Genomic DNA, 20980 nt, shown 5'->3' with positions numbered 1-20980 from the left:
GCACGTCGAGGACCTGTACGGCGAAGGCTTGTACGGCGAGGGCCCGTACGGCGAGGGCTTGTCCGGCCCGGGGTCTGTGCCGTGGCCCGTCGCCCCCGCCTCCCCCGGTGGCCCGCCCCGGTCCACCGCCGCCGCCCCCGGCCCGTCCACGGCCACCCCCACCGAGTCCGTCGACCCCGCCCCGTCCACCACCACTCCCACCGCTTCCGCCGACCCCACCGACCCCGCCCCCCATCGCCGTACCGTGCTCGCGGCGACCGCCGTGACCGCTGCTGGGTTGGCCTCGGGGCTGGTCGGTGGGGCGGGGCGGGCCCAGGCCGCGGACCCCGTACGCAGAGTGGCCACCACCCCCGCGGGCAGCGCGGACGCGTCGGGGAGTCACAGCCGGGTGAACGGGGCGGAGGGGTTGCCCGGGCGGTTGCTTGCCCGGATGTCGCTGGAGGAGAAGGTCGGGCAGCTCTTCGTGATGCGGGTGTACGGGCATTCGGCGACGGCGCCCGCGCAGGAGGACATCGACGCGAATCTGCGGGAGATCGGGGTGCGGACGGCGGCCGAGCTGGTCGCGCGCTACCACGTCGGCGGGATCGTCTACTTCGCGTGGGCGCACAACACACGCGACCCGCAGCAGATCGCGGCACTGTCGAACGGCATCCAGCGGGCCGCGCTCGCGAAGGACAACCCCGTACCGGTGCTGATCGCGACCGATCAGGAGCACGGGATCGTGTGCCGGGTGGGGTATCCGGCGACGCTGTTCCCGGGGGCGATGGCGATCGGGGCGGGCGGATCGGTCACGGACGCCCGGGAGCTGGGGCGGATCGCGGGGGCCGAGCTGGCCGCGCTGGGCATCCGGCAGAACTACTCCCCCGTCGCCGATGTGAACGTCGACCCGGCGAACCCAGTGATCGGGGTGCGGTCGTTCGGGTCGGACCCCGACCAGGTGGCGCGGCTGGTGGCCGCCGAGGTGAAGGGGTACCAGCGCAGCGCCGGGATCGCAGCCACCGCGAAGCACTTCCCCGGGCACGGGGACACCCGGGTCGACAGTCATACCGGGCTGCCGGAGATCGACCACACGCGGGAGGAGTGGGAGCGGCTGGACGCGCCGCCGTTCCGGGCGGCGATCAGGGCGGGGGTCGACTCGGTCATGACGGCGCACATCCTGTTCCCGGCGCTGGACCCGTCCGGTGACCCGGCGACGCTGTCGCACCCGATCATGACCGGCATCCTCCGTGATGAGCTGGGCTTCGAGGGGGTGATCGTCACGGACGCGCTGGGGATGCAGGGGGTGCGGGACAAGTACGGGGACGACCGGGTGCCGGTGCTGGCGCTGAAGGCGGGGGTGGACCAGTTGCTGAACCCGCCGAGTCTGAAGGTCGCCTTCGACGCGGTGCTGGCGGCGGTGCGCGGGGGTGAGCTGACGGAGGCACGGCTGGACGAGTCGGTGCTGCGGGTGCTGCGGCTGAAGGAGCGGCGCGGGGTGCTGCGTCGGCCGTATGTGTCGGCGCGGGGAGTGACCCGTACGGTCGGGACGCGGGCGCACCGGGCCGCCGCCGACCGGATCGCCGGGCGGACGACGACCTTGCTGGTCGACGGGGAGCGGTTGCTGCCGCTGTCCCGGCGGACCCACCGTGAGGTGCTCGTCGTCGGCGCGGACCCGGCGTCGCCGTCGGGGACGACGGGCCCGCCCACCACCGTGCTGGCCGGGGCGTTCACGGAGCTGGGGTACTCGGCGACCGCCGTGCCGACCGGGACGGCGCCCTCCCCGGAGCGGATCGCGGCGGCGGTGTCGGCGGCGCGCGGCAAGGACGTGGTGGTGGTCGGCACGTACAACGTGACGGCGGGCAGCGCGCAGCGCGCGTTGGTGGAGGCGCTGGCCGCGACGGGGGTACCGGTGGTCGTTGTGGCGCTGCGCAATCCGTACGACGTGGCGTGGCTGCCGTGGGCGGACGCGGTGGTCGCGGCGTACGCGTGGACGGATGTGGAGCTGCGGGCGACGGTGCGGGTGCTGACGGGGCATCAGCGTCCGAAGGGGCGGCTCCCGGTACCGGTGCCCCGCGCGGACGACCCGTCCCGGGTGCTCCTCCCGTTGGGCCACGGGCTGTCATACCCCTGACCCCGGCACCCCGGCACCCCGGTACCCCTCCCACCCCTTCACCCATCCGCCCCTCCCTCCCCGTTCACTCATCCGCTCCTCCACCCGTCCGGTCCTCCGGAGCACACCACCGTCAGCCCGCGCAAAGCCCCCTGTGCGCCTGTCACGCACCCGTTCCTGAGGGTCAGGCTGGAGCGGCTGAGGCGGGGATACCCGGGGACGGGTGCCGCGCGAGGGATGCCAGGGGGGCGGACCGGTATGGAGCCCGAAAAGCGGTACGGGCACGGGTGCGGGTACGGGTACGGGCTCGACCGCGCGGACAGGCGGCGGTATCCGTCGTGGGCGGGCGGCCCGTTGCCGTCGGGCGCGTTGCCACCGGGGCGGGTCCTGCCGGGGCGGAACCCGCCGGTGTGGGCGCTGCCGGGGCGGGTCCTGCCGGTGCGGGCGCTGACCTGCGTACTGACCTGCGTACTGACCTGCGTGCTGACCTGGGTGTTGACCGGCTGTCAGGGCATGTCGTCGTATCCCGGTGAACCGGTCGTCGTACCCGCCCCCGCCACGGCGACCCTCGCGCCGGGCCCGGTGTTCCTCGCCGAGGGCGAGTGCAGCTCGCGGGTCGGGCGTTCGTTCGACGAGGTGTCGTGCGGGAGCGAACGGGCCGCGGCGAAGGTGGTGCGGCGGCAGTGGCGTCCGGCGGGGCGGTCGGGACCGGTGTGCCCCGGGCGTTCGGACTTCGTGCTGCACCTCAGCGAGAGCCGTCCGGCGGCGGACGAGGACGGTGACGGGCAGGTGCCCGAGGGGTACGCCTGTATGCGGAACCTGGAGCCTCCGCACCAGGGCGACCCCGGCGGGGGCGGGGGTCCGCGCACGATCGTGGGCGACTGCCTGTACGACACCGCCGTGCGGAAGGTCCGGGAGACGGCGTGCGACGGATCGGCGGACCGGGCACCGCGCTACCGGGTCGGGGCGGCGGTGGCGGAGCGTGCGGCGTGCCCGCCGTCGACGGTGCTGTACGTGTCGCTGGGCGGCGCCCGCCCGGTCGGCTGCGCGGTCCGCGTCTGAACGCGCCTGAACGAACCATCGGGTACGGAGCGTCCGAACGGAGGCGACGCGTCCGGACGGGTGCGGTAGCGCGGACCGGCCGACCCGGGCGGGTTGCCCCGGATCGGCCGGCCGGGGTCGCTACGGCCGCAGGGTCGGCTGCTGGAGCGTGCCGGAGCGGTCGAGCTTCCTGTCGTACGGCGCGAGCGGTACGACCTTGCTGTCCGGGGCCGCCGCGGCGGCCGCGGCCTGCGGGGCCAGACCGGCCCAGCTCAGGATGCGCTCGGTGGCCTTCGCGCGCTCGTCCTCGACGAGTCCCGCGACATTGGCCCCGTGGTTGGCGCCGGGCGCGGTGTAGATGTACGAGTCCTTGGCGTGCCTGCCGAGCCGGAACGCCTCAGCGGTCCAGGGGTCGTTCTCCCCGTAGACGTAGAGCATCCGGGTGGCGTTGCGCTGGACCCAGTGGTCGATGTCGCGCATCGCGTCACGGTCGAAGCTCATGGGGATCGACCGGGGGACGAAGTTGCGCGGCGGCTGGTAGCCGTAGCGGGACAGCCCGCCGAGCCAGGGCTGACGGACCGTCGGGCCGCCGAGCTCGGTGCCCGCCTGGTAGTAGTACGGGGTGTAGGGCGTGAGGCCCTGGTCGGTGTAGGCGGACCAGCCGACGATGGAGTCGATGTAGTCGAAGAGCTCCTGGTCGGTGGCGGTGGACGCGGCGGGCACGGTCGCGCAGTCGGCCGCGAGCTGGTACTGCCAGAAGCCCCACACCAGGTCGAGGACGACGGCCTCGAAGGCCTTGTCCAGGGTGCCGGTGGTGGTGAAGGTGCCGCCCTCGGCCTCGGCGCGGGCCGCGTACAGCGTCGTCAGGGCCTCACGGCGGACGAGCGCCTCACGCTGGACGGCACCGAGCGCGGTACGGCACTCCTTGGTGCCGACGCCCGCGAGGAACCGGTCGTAGCGCGAGTCCTCGCGGTTGTCGACGTCGTTGGGGGCCACGTAGGCCACGACGCCGTCCATGTCGCGCGGGTAGAACCGCTCGTAGTACGTCGCGGTCATACCGCCCTTGGAGCCGCCGGTGGCGAGCCAGTTCTCGTTGTAGATCGGCTTGAGCGCCTTGAAGATCCGGTGCTGGTCGCTGGCGGCCTGCCAGATGTTCAGCTTGGACCAGTCAGCGGGCGCGGGGCGCGACGGGGTGAAGAAGCGGTACTCCATGGAGACCTGGTTGCCGTCGACGATCCGGGTGGGTTCGCTGCGCCCGGGGTTGACGGACACGTTGTAGCCGCTCGTCGCGAAGACGGTGGGGCGGCTGGTGTCCTTGTGCAGCACGGTGACGCGCTGCTCGAACGTCCCCCTGGAGGGGCGTTTGTGGTCGACCGGCTGGGTGTAGGTCAGGACGAAGTACCGGTAGCCGGTGACCGGCTTCTCCTGTACGAGGGTCATACCGGGAATGCTCAGGAGCCGGTCCTTGATGTCGGACGGTTCCGTGCTGGTCGCGGCGGTGGCCGCCCCTGCCGTGCTCACGGTGCCTATGAGCACCACGAGCGACAGCAACCATCTGAGCGCCTTGCTCATGCGTTGTCTCCCCTGGGTCTGAGATGCCTGCGCGAACCTAGCGGAGCATCTCGGGGCGCACTAGTACCTCTTGAGTACGACTGTGCACTGCTGTGATGCGAGGGGATGCCAACTCGGCCCATACCGCCATGTGTCGACCCCGGACATGACCCTTACGGCTCCCCGGCGCGGCCGGCCGCATGATCCGGCGGCCACGAGGTCAGCGCATGCTCGGCCGCCGCACAGCCAGCACGCGACCCACCTGTCGTATGCCCAGCACATGTTCCAGCCGCCGCACAGCCAGCACGTGACCCACCCGCCGCGCGCCCAGCACACGATCCAGCCGACGCACGCGCAGCGCATGTTCCACCCGCCGCACGGCCAGCACACGATCCACCCGCCGCACGCTCAGCACATGATCCAGCCGCTGCGCACCGAGCGGCCGCCGACGCTGCCCGACACCCGGACGCAGCGGTTCCCCGCGTGGACGACGACGGGTCCGGCGTGGCTGCGGTACCGGCCGCGGTCGAGGACCTCGCGGTTGCCGCGGGCCTGGACGCCCACCGACATGGCCCGGCGCGGGCCGGAGCGCCGGGCGACCGTGGCGGCGCACACGTACCCGGCCTTCTTGTGGACGACGACCTCTCCCCCGCTGAACGGCACGGTCCGGACCACCCGGCCGGAGCAGTAGGAAGCGGCCTCGGCGGTGACGGCCGGGCCCGCGAGGGTGAGCAGGGAGGCGATGGCGAGAGCCGTACCGAGGAAGGCCCCGTACCGGGTCAGCCGGGCGCTGATGCCGCCTCTGCGGCCACCGCCCCCATCCGCACCGTCGTCCATGGTCGTCTCCCCTCGCACCGGCGTCACGCGTCCAGGTCTTGGTGTAGTGACGTGCGAGAGGCCCCGACGGTTGTGCCCGAGCGGCACGCGCGCTCACCCGAGGGCGCGTCCGAGCCATGACTGACGTACCGTCATATCACCTACGGGCGCGCCGCGTTGACATCCGCCGTCGCGTCCTCGCTGTCGCCTTCGGGGTCCGCGCCGACGAAGGTGCGCCACAGCCGGGCGTACCGTCCGTCGAGGGCGAGGAGTTCGGCGTGGGTGCCGTCCTCGGCGACCCGGCCGTTGTCCATCACCACGACCCGGTCGGCGCGGGCGGCGGTGGTGAGCCGGTGGGCGACGACAAGGGTGGTACGGCGTCCGGCGAGGCGGTCGGTGGCGTGGTTGACCTGGGCCTCCGTGGCGAGGTCGAGGGCGGCGGTGGCCTCGTCGAGGAGCAGGATGTCCGGGTCGACGAGTTCGGCGCGGGCGAGGGCCATGAGCTGGCGCTGTCCGGCGGAGAGGTTGCGCCCGCGTTCGGAGACCTCGTGCAGATAGCCGCCGTCCAGGGTCGCGATCATCTCGTGGGCGCCGACGGCCCGCGCGGCGGCCTCGACCTCGGCGTCGGTGGCGTCCGGCCGCCCGTAGGCGATGGCGTCGCGGACGGTCCCGGCGAAGAGGTACGCCTCCTGGGGGACGACCCCGAGGCGGTGCCGGTACGAGGTGAGGTCGAGGGAGCGCAGATCGGTGCCGTCCACGGTGACGCGTCCGGCGGTGGGGTCGTAGAAGCGGGCGACGAGTTTGACCAGGGTGGACTTCCCGGCACCGGTCTCACCGACGAACGCGACGGTCTGACCGGCGGGTATCCGCAGCTCGACATCCTCCAGCGCGGCCTCCCCGGAGCCGGGGCCGAACGCGGCATCGGAGCCGGAGCCGGAACTCGACGCGGACCCGGACGCGGAACCCGACGCGGCGCCGGACCCGGACTCGGAACCGGCCCCCTTGTCCAGGGTCACCGCGCCCCCGGCCCCCCGCAGATCCGTGTTCGCGGCGGTCGGGATCACCGAAGGACCGCTCCGCCCGTCCGGCCCACCGTTCTCCTCCGCGAGGGACGGCCGATCACCGTCACCCGCGTACGCGAACCGCACGCCCTCGAAGGCGATCTCCCCGCGCAGGGACATGACCTCCAGGGGTTCACGGACGCTGCTGGTCGACGTCGGCTCGCGCAGCAGTTCCTGGATGCGGCCGAGCGACACGGACGCCTGCTGATAGCCGTCGAACACCTGCGAGAGCTGCTGGACGGGCGCGAAGAACAGCTCGATGTAGAGGAGGTACGCGACCAGCGCGCCGACCGTGAGGGTCGTCGCCTCCACCCGCCCCGCGCCCACGATCAGCACGGACACCGCCGCGCCGGACGACAGGAACTGCACGAACGGGAAGTACACCGAGATCAGCCACTGGCCCCGGATACGGGCGGCCCGGTAGTCGGCGCTGCGCCGCGCGTACCGCTCGCGCCCGGCGCCCTCGCGCTGGAACGCCTGGACGATCCGCAGTCCGGCGACGGTCTCCTGGAGGTCGGAGTTGACGACGGAGACACGTTCACGGGCGAGTTCGTACGCCTTCACGCTCGCCTTGCGGAAGAAGTACGTACCGATGATCAGCAGGGGCAGGGTCGCGAAGACGACCAGGGCGAGCTGCACATCGAGGACGATCAGCGCGACCATGATGCCGAAGAAGGTGACGACGGAGACGAACGCGGTGACCAGTCCGGTCTGGAGGAACGTCGACAGCGCGTCCACGTCGGTGGTCATCCGGGTCATGATCCGCCCGGTCAGCTCACGCTCGTAGTAGTCGAGGCCGAGCCGCTGGAGCTGCGCGAAGATCTTCAGCCGCAGCGAGTAGAGGATGCGTTCACCGGTGCGCCCGGTCATCCGCGTCTCGGCGATCTGCGCGGCCCACTGCGCGAGGACGGCGAACAGCGCGAACAGCGACGCCACCCACACCGCGCCCACGGCGGCCTGGCCGACACCCGAGTCGATGCCGTGCCGGATCAGGACGGGCAGCAGCAGACCCATGCCCGCGTCGACGGCGACCAGGCCGAGGGCGATCGCGAGCGGCGCCCGGAAACCGCGCAGCAGCCTGCGCAGTCCGTAGGAGTCCTCGGGCAGCACCGCGCGGCCCTCGTCGACAGCGGGGCGGTCGGTGGCCGGGGGCAGTGCGTCGACCTGGGCGAGGAGTTCGGGGGTGGCGGGGGTCCCGGCGAGATCGGCGGCGTCCTTCGGCGCGCGGTCACCGCTCCACAGCCGGGGGGTGATACCGCGTTCGGCGTCGTACTCGGCGTCGAGTTCGGCGCGCAGGGTGGTGGCGGCCGGGTCGTCGTCGGGGCCGGTGGTGGCGGCGGGGTGGCCCGGCGAGACCGCGCCGAGCTCGTCGGGGTCGGTGAGCAGCCGCCGGTACAGGGCGGAGCGTTCGGTGAGTTCGTCGTGGGTGCCGAGGTCGGCGAGACGGCCGTGGTCGAGGACGGCGATCCGGTCGGCGAGGTTGAGGGTGGAGCGGCGGTGGGCGATGAGCAGGGTGGTGCGTCCCGCCATCACCTCGCGCAGCGCCTCGTGGATCTCGTGCTCGACGCGGGCGTCGACGGCGGAGGTCGCGTCGTCGAGGACGAGGAGGCGCGGGTCGGTGAGCAGCGCGCGGGCGAGGGCGAGGCGCTGGCGCTGGCCGCCGGAGAGGGTGAGGCCCTGTTCGCCGACCTTGGTGGTGTATCCGTCGGGGAGTGCCGAGATGAAGCCGTGGGCGTGGGCTGCGCGGGCGGCGGCCTCGATCTCGTCGTCGGTGGCGCCCGGGCGTCCGTAGGCGATGTTGGCGCGGACGGTGTCGGAGAAGAGGAAGCTGTCCTCGGGGACGAGGCCGATGGCGGAGCGCAGCGAGGCGAGGGTGAGCTCACGGACGTCGTGGCCGCCGATGAGGACGGCGCCCCGGTCCACGTCGTAGAAACGCGGCAGCAGCAGGGAGACGGTCGACTTGCCGGACCCGGAGGCGCCGACGACGGCGAGGGTCTCCCCGGCGCGGATCTCGAAGCTGAGGCCGTCGAGCACGGGACGGTTGTCGTGGTAGCCGAAGCCGACGGCGTCGAACTCGACGGTGGCGGGTGCGTCGGCGGGCAGTTCGCGGGTGCCGTCGGTGAGGGTGGGTTCGGTGTCGACGAGTTCGAGGACGCGTTCGGCTCCGGCGCGGGCCTGCTGGCCGACGGTGAGGACGACGGCGAGCATCCGGACCGGTCCGACGAGCTGCGCGAGATAGGCGGAGAACGCGACGAACGTACCGAGGGTGATGTGCCCCTGGACGGCGAGCCAGCCGCCGGCGGCGAGCATCGCGACCTGGCCGAGCGCGGGGACTGCCTGGAGCGCGGGGGTGTAGACCGAGTTGAGGCGGATGGTCCGCAGCCGTCCCGCGAAGAGCTTGCGCCCGACCTCGCGCAGCTTGCCGGTCTCCTGCTCCTCCTGGCCGAAGCCCTTCACGACCCGGACCCCGGTGACGGCCCCTTCCACGACCCCGGCGACGGCGGCGGCCTGGGCCTGGGCGTACCAGGTGGCGGGGTGGAGCTTGGTGCGGCTGCGTTTGGCGATGAACCACAGGGCGGGGCCGACGGCGAGCGCGATGAGGGTGAGCGGCGGCGACAGCCAGGCCATGATGCCGAGCGACATCAGGAACAGCAGGATGTTCCCGATGGTCATCGGCAGCATGAACAGCAGCCCTTGGATGAGCTGGAGGTCGCTGGTGGCCCGGCCGATGACCTGTCCGGTCGAGAGCTCGTCCTGCCGCCGTCCGTCGAGCCGGGTGATCGTGCCGTACATATCGGTACGGAGGTCGTGCTGGACGTCGAGGGCGAGCCGTCCGCCGTAATAGCGGCGGATAAAGGTGAGGATGTACACGGCGACGGCGGCGCCGAGCAGGACTCCGGCCCAGACGGCCATGGAGCGGGTGCGGTCGGTGACGACGTCGTCGATGATCACCTTGGTGATCAGCGGGACGACCGCCATGACGGCCATCCCGGCGAGGGACGCGCCGAGCGCGAGGACGACGTCCTTGGGGTGCCGCCAGGCATAGGCGGTGAGCCGCCGCGCCCAGGAGGCGGGCGGGGGCACGGGGGCGCTGCCCGAAGCGGTGCCCGGGGCGGCGCCCGAAGCGGTGCCGGGGCCGGTGTCCGGGGTGGCGCCCGAGGCCGTGTCCGAAGCGGTGTCCGGGGCCGGGGCCGTGGCCGGGGCCGTGTCCGGGGCCGTGGCCGGGGCCGTGTCCGAAGCGGTGTCCGGGGCTGTGTTCGGGGCTGTGCCCGAAGCGGGATCCGCCCCGTCGCGCCCCGGCTCCGCGCCTTTTCCGGACCCGCCCTTGTCCACCGACACCCGGTTCCTCCCGCTTCCGACCGCCGCACTGTCGCACCGGTCCGCCGGATGATGTGAACACCGGATGATCCGGATTTCATCCCTCCGCAACAATCGCCGAAGGGGCCGACGGAGGCACGGGAGCACGTACGGGCACACAGGGCGCCCGCACGGTCACGGGTCGTACGCAGGCGGGGCGGGTGGGCGTACGGGGGTGGGGGTGCGGGGATGGGGGTGCGGGGGGTCCGGTGCCCGGGGGTGATCGCGCCCGGACGTACGGATGCCGGGGCGTACAGGTGCTGGGGCGTACGGGTGCTGGGGCGACGGGTGCCGGGGCGTACGTGCCCGGGGTACTGGAGCCCCTGGCGGCGGGCGATCCGTGCCCGGACGTACGGATGCCCGGGCGTACGGGTGCACGGGGTGCGCGTACGCCCGGGCGGTACGGCCGTCCGGGTGATCCGGCCGTCGAGGGAAGTCCAGCTGTCCGGAAGGTCCGGATGGCCCGGCTGTCCAGGGAGACCCAGGCAGCCGGATCGTCCGGGTACCAAGGTGCTCAGGTGCCCGGACGTTCGGGGGTCACCCCTCCGGGACGGCGGGTATCACCCCGCGAGGGGTGCTGGTGGGCTGGTACCGCTGGCTGGCGCGGGTACTGGGCGCGAGGTCCTTGTGCACGGCCTTCGCGACGGCCTGGATGGTGGCGACGCCGTAGTTCATGTTGCTGTTCCCATGGGTCAGCACCGTCAGGTAGTAGTCACGGCCGCCGCCCTGGAACGCGCCGAGGCTGTGCACCCGCCATCCGAGCGTGGCGCGGGGCAGCCAGCCGTTCTTGACATGGATCTTGGTGGACGAGGGCGCACCGGCCGGAGCGCCCCAGCGCTGCGAGGGCACGACCTCGTTCATCAGCTTGAGGATGTACGCGCGTGAGTTGTCGCTGAGCACCGAGTTCTTCGCGGTGATCAGGGCCAGCAGCCGCTGTTCGTCCTTGATGTTGACCCGGGTGAGTCCCCAGTAACCACCGGAGCCCGGCACGGTCTTGGTCATCTTGGCCGCCGCGAGGAACTTCTTGACCTTGGTGGGTCCGAGCTGCCGCCAGAAGGTGGTGGTGGCTGCGTTGTCGGACTGGGTGATCATCGCCTTGGCGAGCTTGGTCTCACGGCTGGTGAGCCGGCGGTCGGTCTTCTTGTAGTCCCACAGCAGCGCGGCGAGGACGGTGACCTTCACTATGCTCGCCGAGTCGTACGAGGTGCCGCCGCGCAGCTCGCACGTCGTCTTCGTCTTCCGGTCGTGCAGTCCGATCGCGACGGTGCCCTTGCGGTTCTTGAGCGCGGCCCCGATGTCCTTCTTCAGCTTGGCGGCGAGCCCCGCCTTGGCGGACGTGCAGACCACCTGAGGCGTGGCGGCGGCGGAAGCCGTCCCCGCGCCGCTCAGCCCCACGACCGGCACCAGCGCCCCGACGGCGACACCCACGACGGCACGCCGAACTCCGCTACCCCACATATGAAATTCCCCCCACAGATTCCCCGCTGTTCCCCGAAACCACGCATCTCCCGTGCTGGTACGAGGACTTGTGCGGGGTTGGACCCGGGACCCGACGGGATGGTTGTGCACCTCATGGAAATGTTTTCTACGGGGTCGGGTGGGGTTGTTGTTGCCGTCTCCGGTTCCCGCGCGGGTGCGGGGTCGGGCGAGGTGCGGGGCGAGCGCGCGGGGTGCACGGGCCGTGCGGGGCGCGGGCGCGGAGGGGGTGCGCGGAGGCCCTTCAAGCCCACCGGTACCGCGATGGACATCCCACCCCAGCAATAAATCCCGTCCCCCCAACGCATTCCACCCCTGCGATCTCGACGGGAGCCGTTCGCCGAAACGGGCGCGGAAATACATCCGTTATGACTAATTGTCGTTCCGGTCAACGAGCGCCCGCCGCAGGACATTCTTTGCCGCTTCATTGCCATCGGCACACTTTCGCCTGACGCTGAAAGAAAGGCGGACCCGGTCCGTCCTGTTCACGGCCTGAACGGTCCGCGCGAGGCCCAGGCGCGCCCTGGGCGCGGCCCGTGAGGCCGACCCGAAACGCCACGGCAGAAGGAGTACCGGAATGATCCGTCTTCCCAGGAATCCGTCCTCAGACTGGTTCGCGGCGATAGGGGCCATCGTGCTCATCGGCGTGCTGATGCCCGCGTCGGTGGCGCACGCCGCGTCGCTCTCCTGCGGTCAGTCGGTCACGACCAGCTTCGTCCTGGACGCCGACCTGCTCAACTGCCCCGGAGACGGCCTGGTCGTCGGCAGCGGCGGCATCACCATCGACCTCGCCGGACACACCCTGGACGGCGTCGGCCTGGGCGCCGGTATCCGTAACAACGGGTACGACAACGTCACCCTCACCAACACCGGCACCCCCGCCCGTGTGCAGGAATTCGACCACGGCATAAGACTCGCCCCTGGCACCTCAGGAAACACCGTCGAATCCCTGACCCTCCAGAACAACGAATTCACCGGAGTCGAACTCGACAACGCCGACAACAACAACCGCGTACGCGGCAATCTCATCGACCGGCAGAGCAAAAGAGGAATCACGATCACCGGCGGATCGAGCGGCAATACGATCACCGACAACACGATCAGCGACAATCAGGGCGAGGGTGTCTTCGTCCAGAACTCGGCCGACAACCGTCTGGAAGGCAATCGAATCACCGGCAGCGGGGACGCGGGTCTGATCCTGGAGGGCGCCGGCGGCAACACCCTGCTGACCAACACCGTCGGCAACAGCAGCGACGCCGCGATCACCCTGCGGCTCGGCTCGAACGACAACCTCGTCCAGGGCAACTCGACCACCCAGAACTCGGACGCCGCGCTGATCGTCTCCGACTCCACCGGCAACCGTCTCCTGTCCAACACCCTCCAGGGCGGCGGCGACAGCGGCATCGTCCTCCAGTCGTCCCACGGCACCACGGTCACCGGCAACGATGTCAGCCGGAACACCGGCGGCATCGAGTTGAGCGGGTCCGACAACAACCTGGTCCGCTCCAACACCGCGAACGACACCACGGGCGACGGCATCAGCCTGACCCAGTCGTCCGGCAACCGACTGGACCTCAACGAGGCCAACCGCAACGGCTCCCGGGGCATCCACGTCGACGGAGAGGCGCCGACCGGGCAGGGCAACCGGCTGACCGGCAACACCGCCAACGCCAACAACGGCGACGGCATCGCCGTCCCGAAGACCGTCCACACCCTCCAGGACAACACCGCACGCGACAACGGCGGTTGGGGCATCATCACCGACACGGGCAACGTGGACGGCGGAGGCAACCGCGCGGGCGGCAACAGCGAAGCCGCCCAGTGCACGGGAGTCACCTGCACCCCCTGAGCCCCGCCCCGGCGCATACCCGACGCGCCCCTCACCGACCGAACGGCCACGGGTCGCGGGTCACGGCTCGGCGGGGGACGTGAGCCCGGGCTGACGGAAACCGGACCACGCTCCGGGCAGGCCTCCTGGACCGTCCCCCATGCGCGGGGTCGGTCCGGGCGGATGCCGCCGAGGCAGGGTGATGATTCGCCGTAGCCCGACGCATCTGTCCCGCTTCCGCCATCCTGTACCTATGAGTGATGAGTCATGCGCGGGCTGTGGCGGGGATCGCGTGACCGAGCATGAACAGCACACAGTCGAGACGGACGAGAGCGGCGCCCAACGGCCCGTCGTCCGCAGATGGACCGGCCCATGCGGCCGGTGTGGCGGGTCCGGCCAGCCGTAGGAGGCGTCGTGCGTACGTGGTTCGTGTGTCTGGGGTGTGCGGCCCTGTACCTGCCCCCGGAAGGATCGACCCGACCGGACTGCACGGGGACTCCGGCCAGCCCGGTGGACTGCTCCGAACCGGACTGCCGGGAGGAGGCGTCGACGGCCGTGGACGCCGCGGGGGTACCGGCGGAGGTACTCGCCCGCTGGGCCCGACGGGCAGCGGGCCTGGACGGCCCGAGACGGATCTCCCGCTCCTACCGCCCCACCCGAGGCCAGAGATCGACCCCGGCACCTCGATCGACCCGCACGAGGCTGCTCTGACGCCAACCGAGGGGTACGGGGTGGGGCGCGCGGGCCTCGGGCCTCGGGCCTCGGGCCTCGGTGCCAGGCTGCCCGGTCCGGCCCGCCGCACTGGAGCAGCCGGTGCCAACTGATGCCCTTCGCCAGCCCGGTTGGAGCCCGGCCCTGGGCTGTACCCTTCGCGGAAGCCGACCGGACGCAGCGGTACGGGGCTCCCGTACGGGGGTACGGGAGGAGACGGTGGAGGACGCGATGCGACTAAAGGAAAACGGCCCGATCCGCTGAAAGACCCCCAGGTCAGGAAGTGTCGGCCCCGCACACGCGGGGGTGGTCCCATCGAGGCTGGCAAGATCCCGAAGTTGAGCCCGTCGGCCCCGCACACGCGGGGGTGGTCCGGGCATCCTCGCGCGGGCACGCGATGTCACCAAGTCGGCCCCGCACACGCGGGGGTGGTCCGGCGGCGCTCCGGAGGTTGTCCGGGGTGGTCGCGTCGGCCCCGCACACGCGGGGGTGGTCCCTGAGGACGTGCGCGATCTCGGCGACCAGGACCGTCGGCCCCGCACACGCGGGGGTGGTCCGCTGATCGCGGGCGTCACCAACATGGGCAAGTCGTCGGCCCCGCACACGCGGGGGTGGTCCCGCAGCGTGGCGTGAACCGTGCGGGTGGAACATGTCGGCCCCGCACACGCGGGGGTGGTCCCAGGGCGGAGGCGGCCCGCGCGGACCTCGGAGCCGTCGGCCCCGCACACGCGGGGGTGGTCCCTCGACATGCTCGCCGCCTGAGGGGGACACATGGTCGGCCCCGCACACGCGGGGGTGGTCCTGAAGGGCCGGGTGCGGGCGCGTCGTTCGATGAGTCGGCCCCGCACACGCGGGGGTGGTCCGGTCGGGTACTGGCGGCACAGCGTCGCCGACATGTCGGCCCCGCACACGCGGGGGTGGTCCCCCGCTGGAGACCGGCGCCGCGGCCTACTCGTGGTCGGCCCCGCACACGCGGGGGTGGTCCCACCATGACCCTCCCCAGCCCCGGCGAGCGGAAGTCGGCCCCGCACACGCGGGGGTGGTCCTCTCCAGATGGGGCGAGGTCACCCAGACCTGGGGTCGGCCCCGCACACGCGGGGGTGGTCCCGACAGCGCCCCGGACCCGTAGGTCGTCGTCGCGTCGGCCCCGCACACGCGGGGGTGGTCCGGTGGTCGATCAGCTCGGGCCGCTGCGCGTTCAGTCGGCCCCGCACACGCGGGGGTGGTCCCTCCGGTGAGGCCACGGGCCCGACCCTTTTCTAGTCGGCCCCGCACGCGCGGGGGTGGTCCCTGACCGATCGCGTCTGCGACTTGATCGGAGTCGTCGTCCCCGCAGGCGCGGGGGTGGTCCCTTCGCTGCGTGGGCAGGCGTCTGACTGCATGTGTCGTCCCCGCACGCGCGAGGACTCCCCAACCCCAGCCGAAATCGTTCGGAACTCAAGCAGAACCCAGCTCGTGGGGGCTCCAGACATCAGGCCCCCCGCCCCGCCACTCGATCATCGTGCTCGTCGCTACCTCCGCCGGGTCCAGGTCCAACCCCGCGCGCCGCAGGAACTCCGAGAGGTCGCGGAGGTTGTACGCGAGGCCGAGAATCTGGTCGCCCGCGCGTACTCGTCGCCCGCCGGTGGGGCTCGGCGGGTGGACGACGACGGGGACGGCCATGTCTCCAGCCTCCGTCGCGCCCACGTCCACCGCACCCCGGGGACCACCGACCGGACACCGAACGTCACCGGCCGGGACAGGCACGACACCAGGTCCCCGCACCGCGCCCCGATACGCAGCACCACCCGATTCACACGGACGGCCACAGCGCGTAACGGCGCCCCACCCTGCGGCAGCTCACACGGGAACCGTGCCCCCCGCCCCAGAACGCGACGCACGCCGGACCCCACCACCCCCAACCCCGCACGCACAGGGACACCGACGCGCGAACCACCGCAACCGCAGTCCTCGGCGGCCCAGCTTCAGTCGTGTCACCCCATGGCAGCCGTGGTCATCGCCCGCCAAGCCCACGATCCGGGCCCGTACGCACGCCGCGCACGGCACCGCGGGCCGCCTCACCACGACTCCCGTGCCGCCTTCCGCCACACCCTCCGCAGCACGCGGCCGGCCTCGCAGGACCAGGGATCGGGGCCGTTGCACTGCTCGCAGGCACCGACGTGGGTGAGGAACCTGCCCCACGCCAACGCGTGGGCCGGGGACATCGGCGGCAGGCCGCTCCGGTCCTCGGCGCCGTACCACTGCGGACCGCCCGCCTGACCTCGTACGGGGACCGTCCGTGGCTCGTCGGCACACCGCTCGTGGCGGTGCATCGTGATCCCCGGCCCCGACATCGAGTCACGGAACAGCCGCTGGTGCAGCTCGCCGGACTCGATGGGCTGATCACACCGGCAGCAGATCATCACCGTCACGACCGGCAGCCCACCGCGACCGAATCCGCCCCCGCCAACCGGGCCAGCGCCCGCAGCACGATCACCAGCCGCCGATCCCCCAGCACCTCCACCTTCCAGAGCGGCACCAACCTCGGGAACGCAGTCGCGAGGACGAGCGTCAGGAACGCGTCCTCACCCTCGTCCAGCACCAGCACGCACCGGTACTGGGCCTCGAACCGCGGCCAGTCGCAGAACACGACGGCCTCGTTCTCCACGACCAGCAGATCCCGGACGTCCCCACGCGCGAGAACGTCGCCCTCCTCGATCAACGCGGCGACAGCGGCCCGCTCCCCGATATCGCGGTCACGGACCCACTCGATGAGCCGGTCGGACAAGAGGGGTGGCCCCCCGTCGAGATCCCATGTCTGTGTTTCGCGCGCGTTCATCGCAGTCCCTCTCCACGGTCGGTGAAGGCACCGTAGAAGTGGCCGCGAGGCATCAGGGGTGCGAAGTGCACCCCTTTGTCTAGGCGGCCAGCATGCCGAGGGTCACCGCCAACGCCGACGCGCGACGGCGGCGCGCCGGGACCTTCGACGCGGTCTCCTCCAGCACGATCCGCTTGGCATAGCCGTTGTACTTGATCGTCTCGGGCGCACTCCGGTGGGCCTTCTCCAGCGTCGCCAACGCCACGTCGGGCTGGCCGTCCAGCTGATAGCCGCGCGCTTCCTCGATACGGTGGCGGGCACGGCGCGGCCTTGACGGGATCTCCAGAACGTCCGCCGCGGCGGCCTGGCGCACCGACTCGCCGCCCGAACGAAGTTCGACCGCGATCGTGACCGCGTGGGCGCCCATGACCGTACGGGAGAAGCTCGTCACCGGGTGGTAGTAGTCGGCCGGCAGCCGTTCGGCCATGGGCCGTGCCTGGTCCCAGTAGCGCCAGGCGGTGCCCGTCTCGCCGCGCCGGGCAGCGGTGTACCCGGCCTCGAAGGTGAGCGCGCCCGCGATGGCGAGCACGTCGGGCGGGGCGTCGGGCAGGAACGGTTCGAGGTAGGCGAGCGTCTCCAGGTTCACGGCGTCGGCGGCGTCGAAGTGGGCAGGTCCCAGGTCGCGGTGGGCCTGCGCGGCCAGCCACGCGGCGACACCGATGACGTGCGGGTCCTCGGACTCCTGCGCGGCGATCAGCCCGCGCTCGACCACCCGCCACAACAGTGCCGTGTCCGGCTGGTACGCGATGAAGAACTGCGCGAGCGAGTAGACCTCGGCGAGCACGGCCTGGGCCGCGCGCCGTTCCGCCGCCCGGTCGGACTGCCGTACGGAGAGCTGCGCGTCACGCAAGAGCTCCGGTAGCAACGCGCCGATCACGTCGCGGTGATGGGGCGATGAGTGCCTCGCGGCCCACGCGCGGGCCACCCGTTCGGCGAGGTGCGCGACCGGCGGTGCCTCGCGCCGGGTCACCAGCGGAAAGGCGTCCACCGCCGCCTTGACCTCACCGAGCCGCGCATGACCAGGTCCGGTGAAGAGATCCACGCCCGCGCACCGCTCCCCCATGAGATCCGCGAGGTTCGCCACCCGCAGCACCTCGGCGAGCCGCAGCATCACCGAAAGACGCGGCACCTGACGACGGCCGGTCTCCAGATCCTTGACCCACTGCGCCGAATACCCGACGAGACCACCGAGATGTTCGCGGGTCAGTCCACGCCTGGTACGCAGGATGCGGAGTCTCTGCCCGAACGCGACCGGGTCCGCGTACGGGTCCGGGCGGGGAACGTCGAAGGACACGGTATGACCCCTCTCTGTACAGTTCGTCGCTGCCAGCGTAAGGGCGTGCGCCGCTCCACGGCCCACGAGCCACCTTCACGAACTACCTTGCCGTCGAGGGCTGTACGAGACTTGTGGGACTCTCCGAGTGATACGAGGCGATGCCTGTATGTCGGTAGACCCGATGACCACCGAGTACCACACGGTCGACCGCCTGCCGGAGATCCGGAGCGTCATCCTCGACGTGTACTCCGAGGTGTACGCGCAGGACATCGCCACCGACCCGTTCTTCGCGCTGGAGCGCTTCGAAGAACGGCTTGAGGGCCATACGTCCGCTGCTGGCTGAGAGTGCGTCATCGCGCGGATGAGCGGCGAACGGGCAGGATTCACCTACGGTTTCACTGCACGCGACGGCACGACCTTCACCCTCTGCGAGAACCTCCGCTAAGGCCACCGAGGGCGTGGCATCTCCCAGGTGATGCACGACGAGCTGATGAGTCATCGAAGCGAAGACCGGGCCCAACTGCTCGTACGCCGTTCCCGCCCCTTCTCGACGTGATCGCAGGGTGGGCTTGTTCCGCTCGGCCGACTACTGGTTCGGACCGGAACTGGTGGACCGGGTCCCCGAAGGTGCCCGTACCGAACAGCTCATAGGGCTGTGCGATCTCGCGGCCCAGCCGGACTGGCCAGGCCGGGGCATCGGCTCCCTGCCGCACGCCGAACTGATCACGTCCACCGCCCTGCTCCCCACGCTCTCCGGAGTAAGGCCCGGACTCGTTGCGCCCACTGCGCCGTGCAGCGGACGGGACCAGGCCGGGTGCCGGTTGCACCGGTTGTACCCTTCCCGGGACGGATCAGGTGTACGGGTACAGGTGCCTTGCACGGAGGACCGCCAAAGGCGAACGCAGGGGTGCGATGCGACTAAAGGAAAACGGCCCGATCCGCTGAGAAACCCGCAGGTCAGGAAGTGTGGTCCCCGCACGCGCGGGGGTGGTCCGCAACCATGATGACCACGGCGCACCGCAAGGACGTGGTCCCCGCACGCGCGGGGGTGGTCCCGATGGTGATCACGGTGTCGCCGGACATCAGGCGTGGTCCCCGCACGCGCGGGGGTGGTCCGAGGTGAGCTGCCATCGGCGGCCGGCGCGGTCGGTGGTCCCCGCACGCGCGGGGGTGGTCCCAGAAGGCGGCCGACGACGCGGAGAAGAAGGCCGTGGTCCCCGCACGCGCGGGGGTGGTCCGGGGGACGGGCCGGGCCGGGCGGTGGTGGGGGTGTGGTCCCCGCACGCGCGGGGGTGGTCCCACGGCACCACCTACCACGACGCTCAACGCATCGTGGTCCCCGCACGCGCGGGGGTGGTCCCTGGGAGGTCGCGGAGGGGGTACGTGAGGCGCTGTAGTGCCCGCACGCGCGGGGGTGGTCCGTGCTCACCGCCGGGGGAGCGCCAGACATCGGAGTGGTCCCCGCACGCGCGGGGGTGGCCCTCTGCTGGATCATCGTGCTCGTGCCGACCCCCGCAGGGTCGAGGTCCAACCCCGCTCGGCGCAAGAACTCCGCTAGATCGCCATGGCTGTAGGCGAGGCCGAGGATCTGATCGCCCGCGCGTACCCGTCGCGCGCCCGTGGGGCTGGGCGGATGAACGACGACGGGGACACTCATGTTTCCCGTGTCGGCCGGAGCAGCACCCACCGCACCGGGAGGACCACCGGCCGGACACCGATCGTGAGCGGCGGCCAGGACGGACCCAGCACCCCGTACCTGCGAACCGGGGCCACCGCACCCTCGCACCAGGCAGACCGTGACCGCACGGAACGCAAGGAACCCGGGCCCCTCGCCCGATCACCCTCGGCCCGACCGCCCCGTCCCCGCACCCAGCGCCGACCCGGGCCCCGGACCGAGACCAGCGCCCCCGCACGTACACGGACAGCGACGCGCGAACCATCGCAACCGCAGCTGCCGACGACGACCCAGCTTCAACCGTGTCACCCCATGACAGCCATGCCGACTCCCGGGCACGCCCACCACCCGGGCCCGTACGCACGCCGCGCACGGCACCGCGGGCCGCCTCACCACGACTCCCGTGCCGCCGTCCGCCACACCCTCCGCAGCACGCGGCCGGCCTCGCAGGACCACGGGTCGTCGCCGTTGCACTGCCCGCAGGCACCGACGTGGGTGAGGAACCTGCCCCACGCCAGCGCATGGGCCGGGGACATCGGCGCGAGACGGCTCCAGTCGTCGGCGCCGTACCACTGCGGACCGCCCGCCTGACCTCGTACGGGGACCGCCCCCGGCTCGTCGGCACACCGCTCGTGGCGGTGCATCGTGATCCCCGGCCCCGACATCGAGTCACGGAACAGCCGCTCGTGCAACTCACCGGACCTGATGGGCTGATCACAACGGCAGCAGATCATCACCGTCACGACCGGCACCCCACCGCGACCGAATCCGACCCCGCCAACCGGGCCAGCGCCCGCAGCACGATCACCAGCCGCCGGTCCCCCAGCACCTCGACCTTCCAGAGCGGCACCAGCCTCGGGAACGCCGTCGCGAGGACCAGCGTCAGAAACGCGTCCTCACCCTCGTCCAGCACCAGCACGCACCGGTACTGGGCCTCGAACCGCGGCCAGTCGCAGAACACGACGGCCTCGTTCTCCACGACCAGCAGATCCCGGACGTCCCCACGCGCGAGAACGTCACCCTCCTCGATCAACGCGGCTACCGCCGCCCGTTCACCGATGTCACGGCCACGGACCCACTCGGTCAGGCGGTCACTCAGCAGGGATGGCTCTTCAGCACAGGCCAGACTCAAGCTGGCGGTCTCGTCCATGGGGCAAGACTGGTGTCACGCTCAGTGGTTGTACGATCCCTCAACGGTGATCTCACCGTGAGATCCAAAGTAATCTCAATCGGGAAGGAGAC

Annotated in this window: 15 protein-coding genes and 2 CRISPR repeat arrays; of the genes, 4 read left to right on the top strand and 11 right to left on the bottom strand. The window is 71.7% G+C overall.

The window, feature by feature from the left end:
• Nucleotides 1–244: 244 nt before the first annotated feature.
• The gene (locus OG711_RS25870; RefSeq protein ID WP_329564024.1) at nt 245–2110 is read left to right on the top strand and encodes a glycoside hydrolase family 3 protein; all 1866 of its coding nucleotides are present in this window, start codon (nt 245–247) and stop codon (nt 2108–2110) included.
• Between the two features lie 492 nt (nt 2111–2602).
• A complete protein-coding gene (locus OG711_RS25865) occupies nt 2603–3151 on the top strand; it encodes a hypothetical protein (RefSeq protein ID WP_245877026.1) in 549 nt (182 codons plus the stop codon).
• Between the two features lie 120 nt (nt 3152–3271).
• On the opposite strand, the gene OG711_RS25860 is transcribed toward OG711_RS25865, so the two are convergent.
• From OG711_RS25860 to OG711_RS25840, 5 genes are all read right to left on the bottom strand, one after another.
• On the bottom strand, nt 3272–4702 hold the full coding sequence (locus OG711_RS25860; RefSeq protein WP_329560722.1) for a S28 family serine protease: 1431 nt from the start codon (nt 4700–4702) through the stop codon (nt 3272–3274).
• Between the two features lie 199 nt (nt 4703–4901).
• Nucleotides 4902–5078, bottom strand: a complete 177-nt coding sequence (locus OG711_RS25855; protein WP_329560720.1) for a hypothetical protein — start codon at nt 5076–5078, stop codon at nt 4902–4904.
• 11 nt (nt 5079–5089) lie between these two features.
• Entirely contained in the window at nt 5090–5518 is a 429-nt protein-coding gene (locus OG711_RS25850; protein ID WP_266515725.1) for a hypothetical protein, read from the bottom strand.
• Between the two features lie 140 nt (nt 5519–5658).
• Entirely contained in the window at nt 5659–9642 is a 3984-nt protein-coding gene (locus OG711_RS25845) for an ABC transporter ATP-binding protein (protein ID WP_329564021.1), read from the bottom strand.
• 810 nt (nt 9643–10452) lie between these two features.
• Nucleotides 10453–11373: a serine hydrolase gene (locus tag OG711_RS25840; RefSeq protein ID WP_329560717.1), complete on the bottom strand. Its 921-nt coding sequence runs from the start codon at nt 11371–11373 to the stop codon at nt 10453–10455.
• A gap of 595 nt (nt 11374–11968) precedes the next feature.
• Here OG711_RS25840 and OG711_RS25835 point away from each other — a divergent pair.
• The gene (locus tag OG711_RS25835) at nt 11969–13240 is read left to right on the top strand and encodes a right-handed parallel beta-helix repeat-containing protein (RefSeq protein ID WP_329560715.1); all 1272 of its coding nucleotides are present in this window, start codon (nt 11969–11971) and stop codon (nt 13238–13240) included.
• 975 nt (nt 13241–14215) lie between these two features.
• Nucleotides 14216–15281: a CRISPR direct-repeat array (repeat unit 28 nt; unit sequence GTCGGCCCCGCACACGCGGGGGTGGTCC).
• Between the two features lie 86 nt (nt 15282–15367).
• Here the strand turns inward: OG711_RS25835 and OG711_RS25830 are convergent.
• The 4 genes from OG711_RS25830 to OG711_RS25815 all read right to left on the bottom strand — a co-directional run bounded on the left by OG711_RS25830 (nt 15368) and on the right by OG711_RS25815 (nt 18081).
• A complete protein-coding gene (locus OG711_RS25830; protein WP_329560713.1) occupies nt 15368–15592 on the bottom strand; it encodes a hypothetical protein in 225 nt (74 codons plus the stop codon).
• 395 nt (nt 15593–15987) lie between these two features.
• Nucleotides 15988–16341 carry a hypothetical protein gene (locus OG711_RS25825; RefSeq protein ID WP_329560712.1) on the bottom strand — a complete coding sequence of 118 codons (354 nt, stop codon included), beginning with the start codon at nt 16339–16341 and terminating at the stop codon, nt 15988–15990.
• Nucleotides 16338–16748, bottom strand: a complete 411-nt coding sequence (locus OG711_RS25820) for a hypothetical protein (protein WP_329560710.1) — start codon at nt 16746–16748, stop codon at nt 16338–16340. The genes OG711_RS25825 and OG711_RS25820 overlap by 4 nt, the downstream gene beginning before the upstream one ends.
• Nucleotides 16749–16827: 79 nt before the next feature.
• Nucleotides 16828–18081 (bottom strand): helix-turn-helix domain-containing protein, encoded by a 1254-nt coding sequence (locus OG711_RS25815; protein ID WP_329560708.1) that lies wholly within the window; start codon nt 18079–18081, stop codon nt 16828–16830.
• Between the two features lie 148 nt (nt 18082–18229).
• On the opposite strand from OG711_RS25815, the gene OG711_RS25810 reads away from it, so the two are divergent.
• Complete coding sequence (locus tag OG711_RS25810; RefSeq protein ID WP_329560706.1) at nt 18230–18406, top strand: hypothetical protein; 177 nt, start codon at nt 18230–18232, stop codon at nt 18404–18406.
• A gap of 623 nt (nt 18407–19029) precedes the next feature.
• Nucleotides 19030–19545: direct repeats of the CRISPR family, unit length 28 nt; unit sequence GTGGTCCCCGCACGCGCGGGGGTGGTCC.
• 582 nt (nt 19546–20127) lie between these two features.
• Here the strand turns inward: OG711_RS25810 and OG711_RS25805 are convergent.
• Entirely contained in the window at nt 20128–20481 is a 354-nt protein-coding gene (locus OG711_RS25805; protein ID WP_329560704.1) for a hypothetical protein, read from the bottom strand.
• A complete protein-coding gene (locus OG711_RS25800; RefSeq protein WP_329560702.1) occupies nt 20478–20888 on the bottom strand; it encodes a hypothetical protein in 411 nt (136 codons plus the stop codon). The genes OG711_RS25805 and OG711_RS25800 overlap by 4 nt, the downstream gene beginning before the upstream one ends.
• Nucleotides 20889–20980: the final 92 nt, after the last annotated feature.

It is taken from the genome of Streptomyces uncialis (assembly GCF_036250755.1).
In the GTDB taxonomy this organism is placed as follows: domain Bacteria; phylum Actinomycetota; class Actinomycetes; order Streptomycetales; family Streptomycetaceae; genus Streptomyces; species Streptomyces uncialis.
The sequence above is the reverse complement of the archived record's forward strand: the minus strand, read 5'-3'. Positions and strand labels throughout refer to the sequence as shown.

What these genes read in the sequence shown, in the direction of transcription:
- OG711_RS25865 (WP_245877026.1), top strand. Translation starts at nt 2,603, where the DNA reads ATGTCGTCGTATCCCGGTGAACCGGTCGTCGTACCCGCCCCCGCCACG.
- OG711_RS25860 (WP_329560722.1), bottom strand. Translation starts at nt 4,702, where the DNA reads ATGAGCAAGGCGCTCAGATGGTTGCTGTCGCTCGTGGTGCTCATAGGC.
- OG711_RS25850 (WP_266515725.1), bottom strand. Translation starts at nt 5,518, where the DNA reads ATGGACGACGGTGCGGATGGGGGCGGTGGCCGCAGAGGCGGCATCAGC.
- OG711_RS25840 (WP_329560717.1), bottom strand. Translation starts at nt 11,373, where the DNA reads ATGTGGGGTAGCGGAGTTCGGCGTGCCGTCGTGGGTGTCGCCGTCGGG.
- OG711_RS25835 (WP_329560715.1), top strand. Translation starts at nt 11,969, where the DNA reads ATGATCCGTCTTCCCAGGAATCCGTCCTCAGACTGGTTCGCGGCGATA.
- OG711_RS25830 (WP_329560713.1), bottom strand. Translation starts at nt 15,592, where the DNA reads ATGGCCGTCCCCGTCGTCGTCCACCCGCCGAGCCCCACCGGCGGGCGA.
- OG711_RS25820 (WP_329560710.1), bottom strand. Translation starts at nt 16,748, where the DNA reads ATGAACGCGCGCGAAACACAGACATGGGATCTCGACGGGGGGCCACCC.
- OG711_RS25810 (WP_329560706.1), top strand. Translation starts at nt 18,230, where the DNA reads ATGTCGGTAGACCCGATGACCACCGAGTACCACACGGTCGACCGCCTG.
- OG711_RS25800 (WP_329560702.1), bottom strand. Translation starts at nt 20,888, where the DNA reads ATGGACGAGACCGCCAGCTTGAGTCTGGCCTGTGCTGAAGAGCCATCC.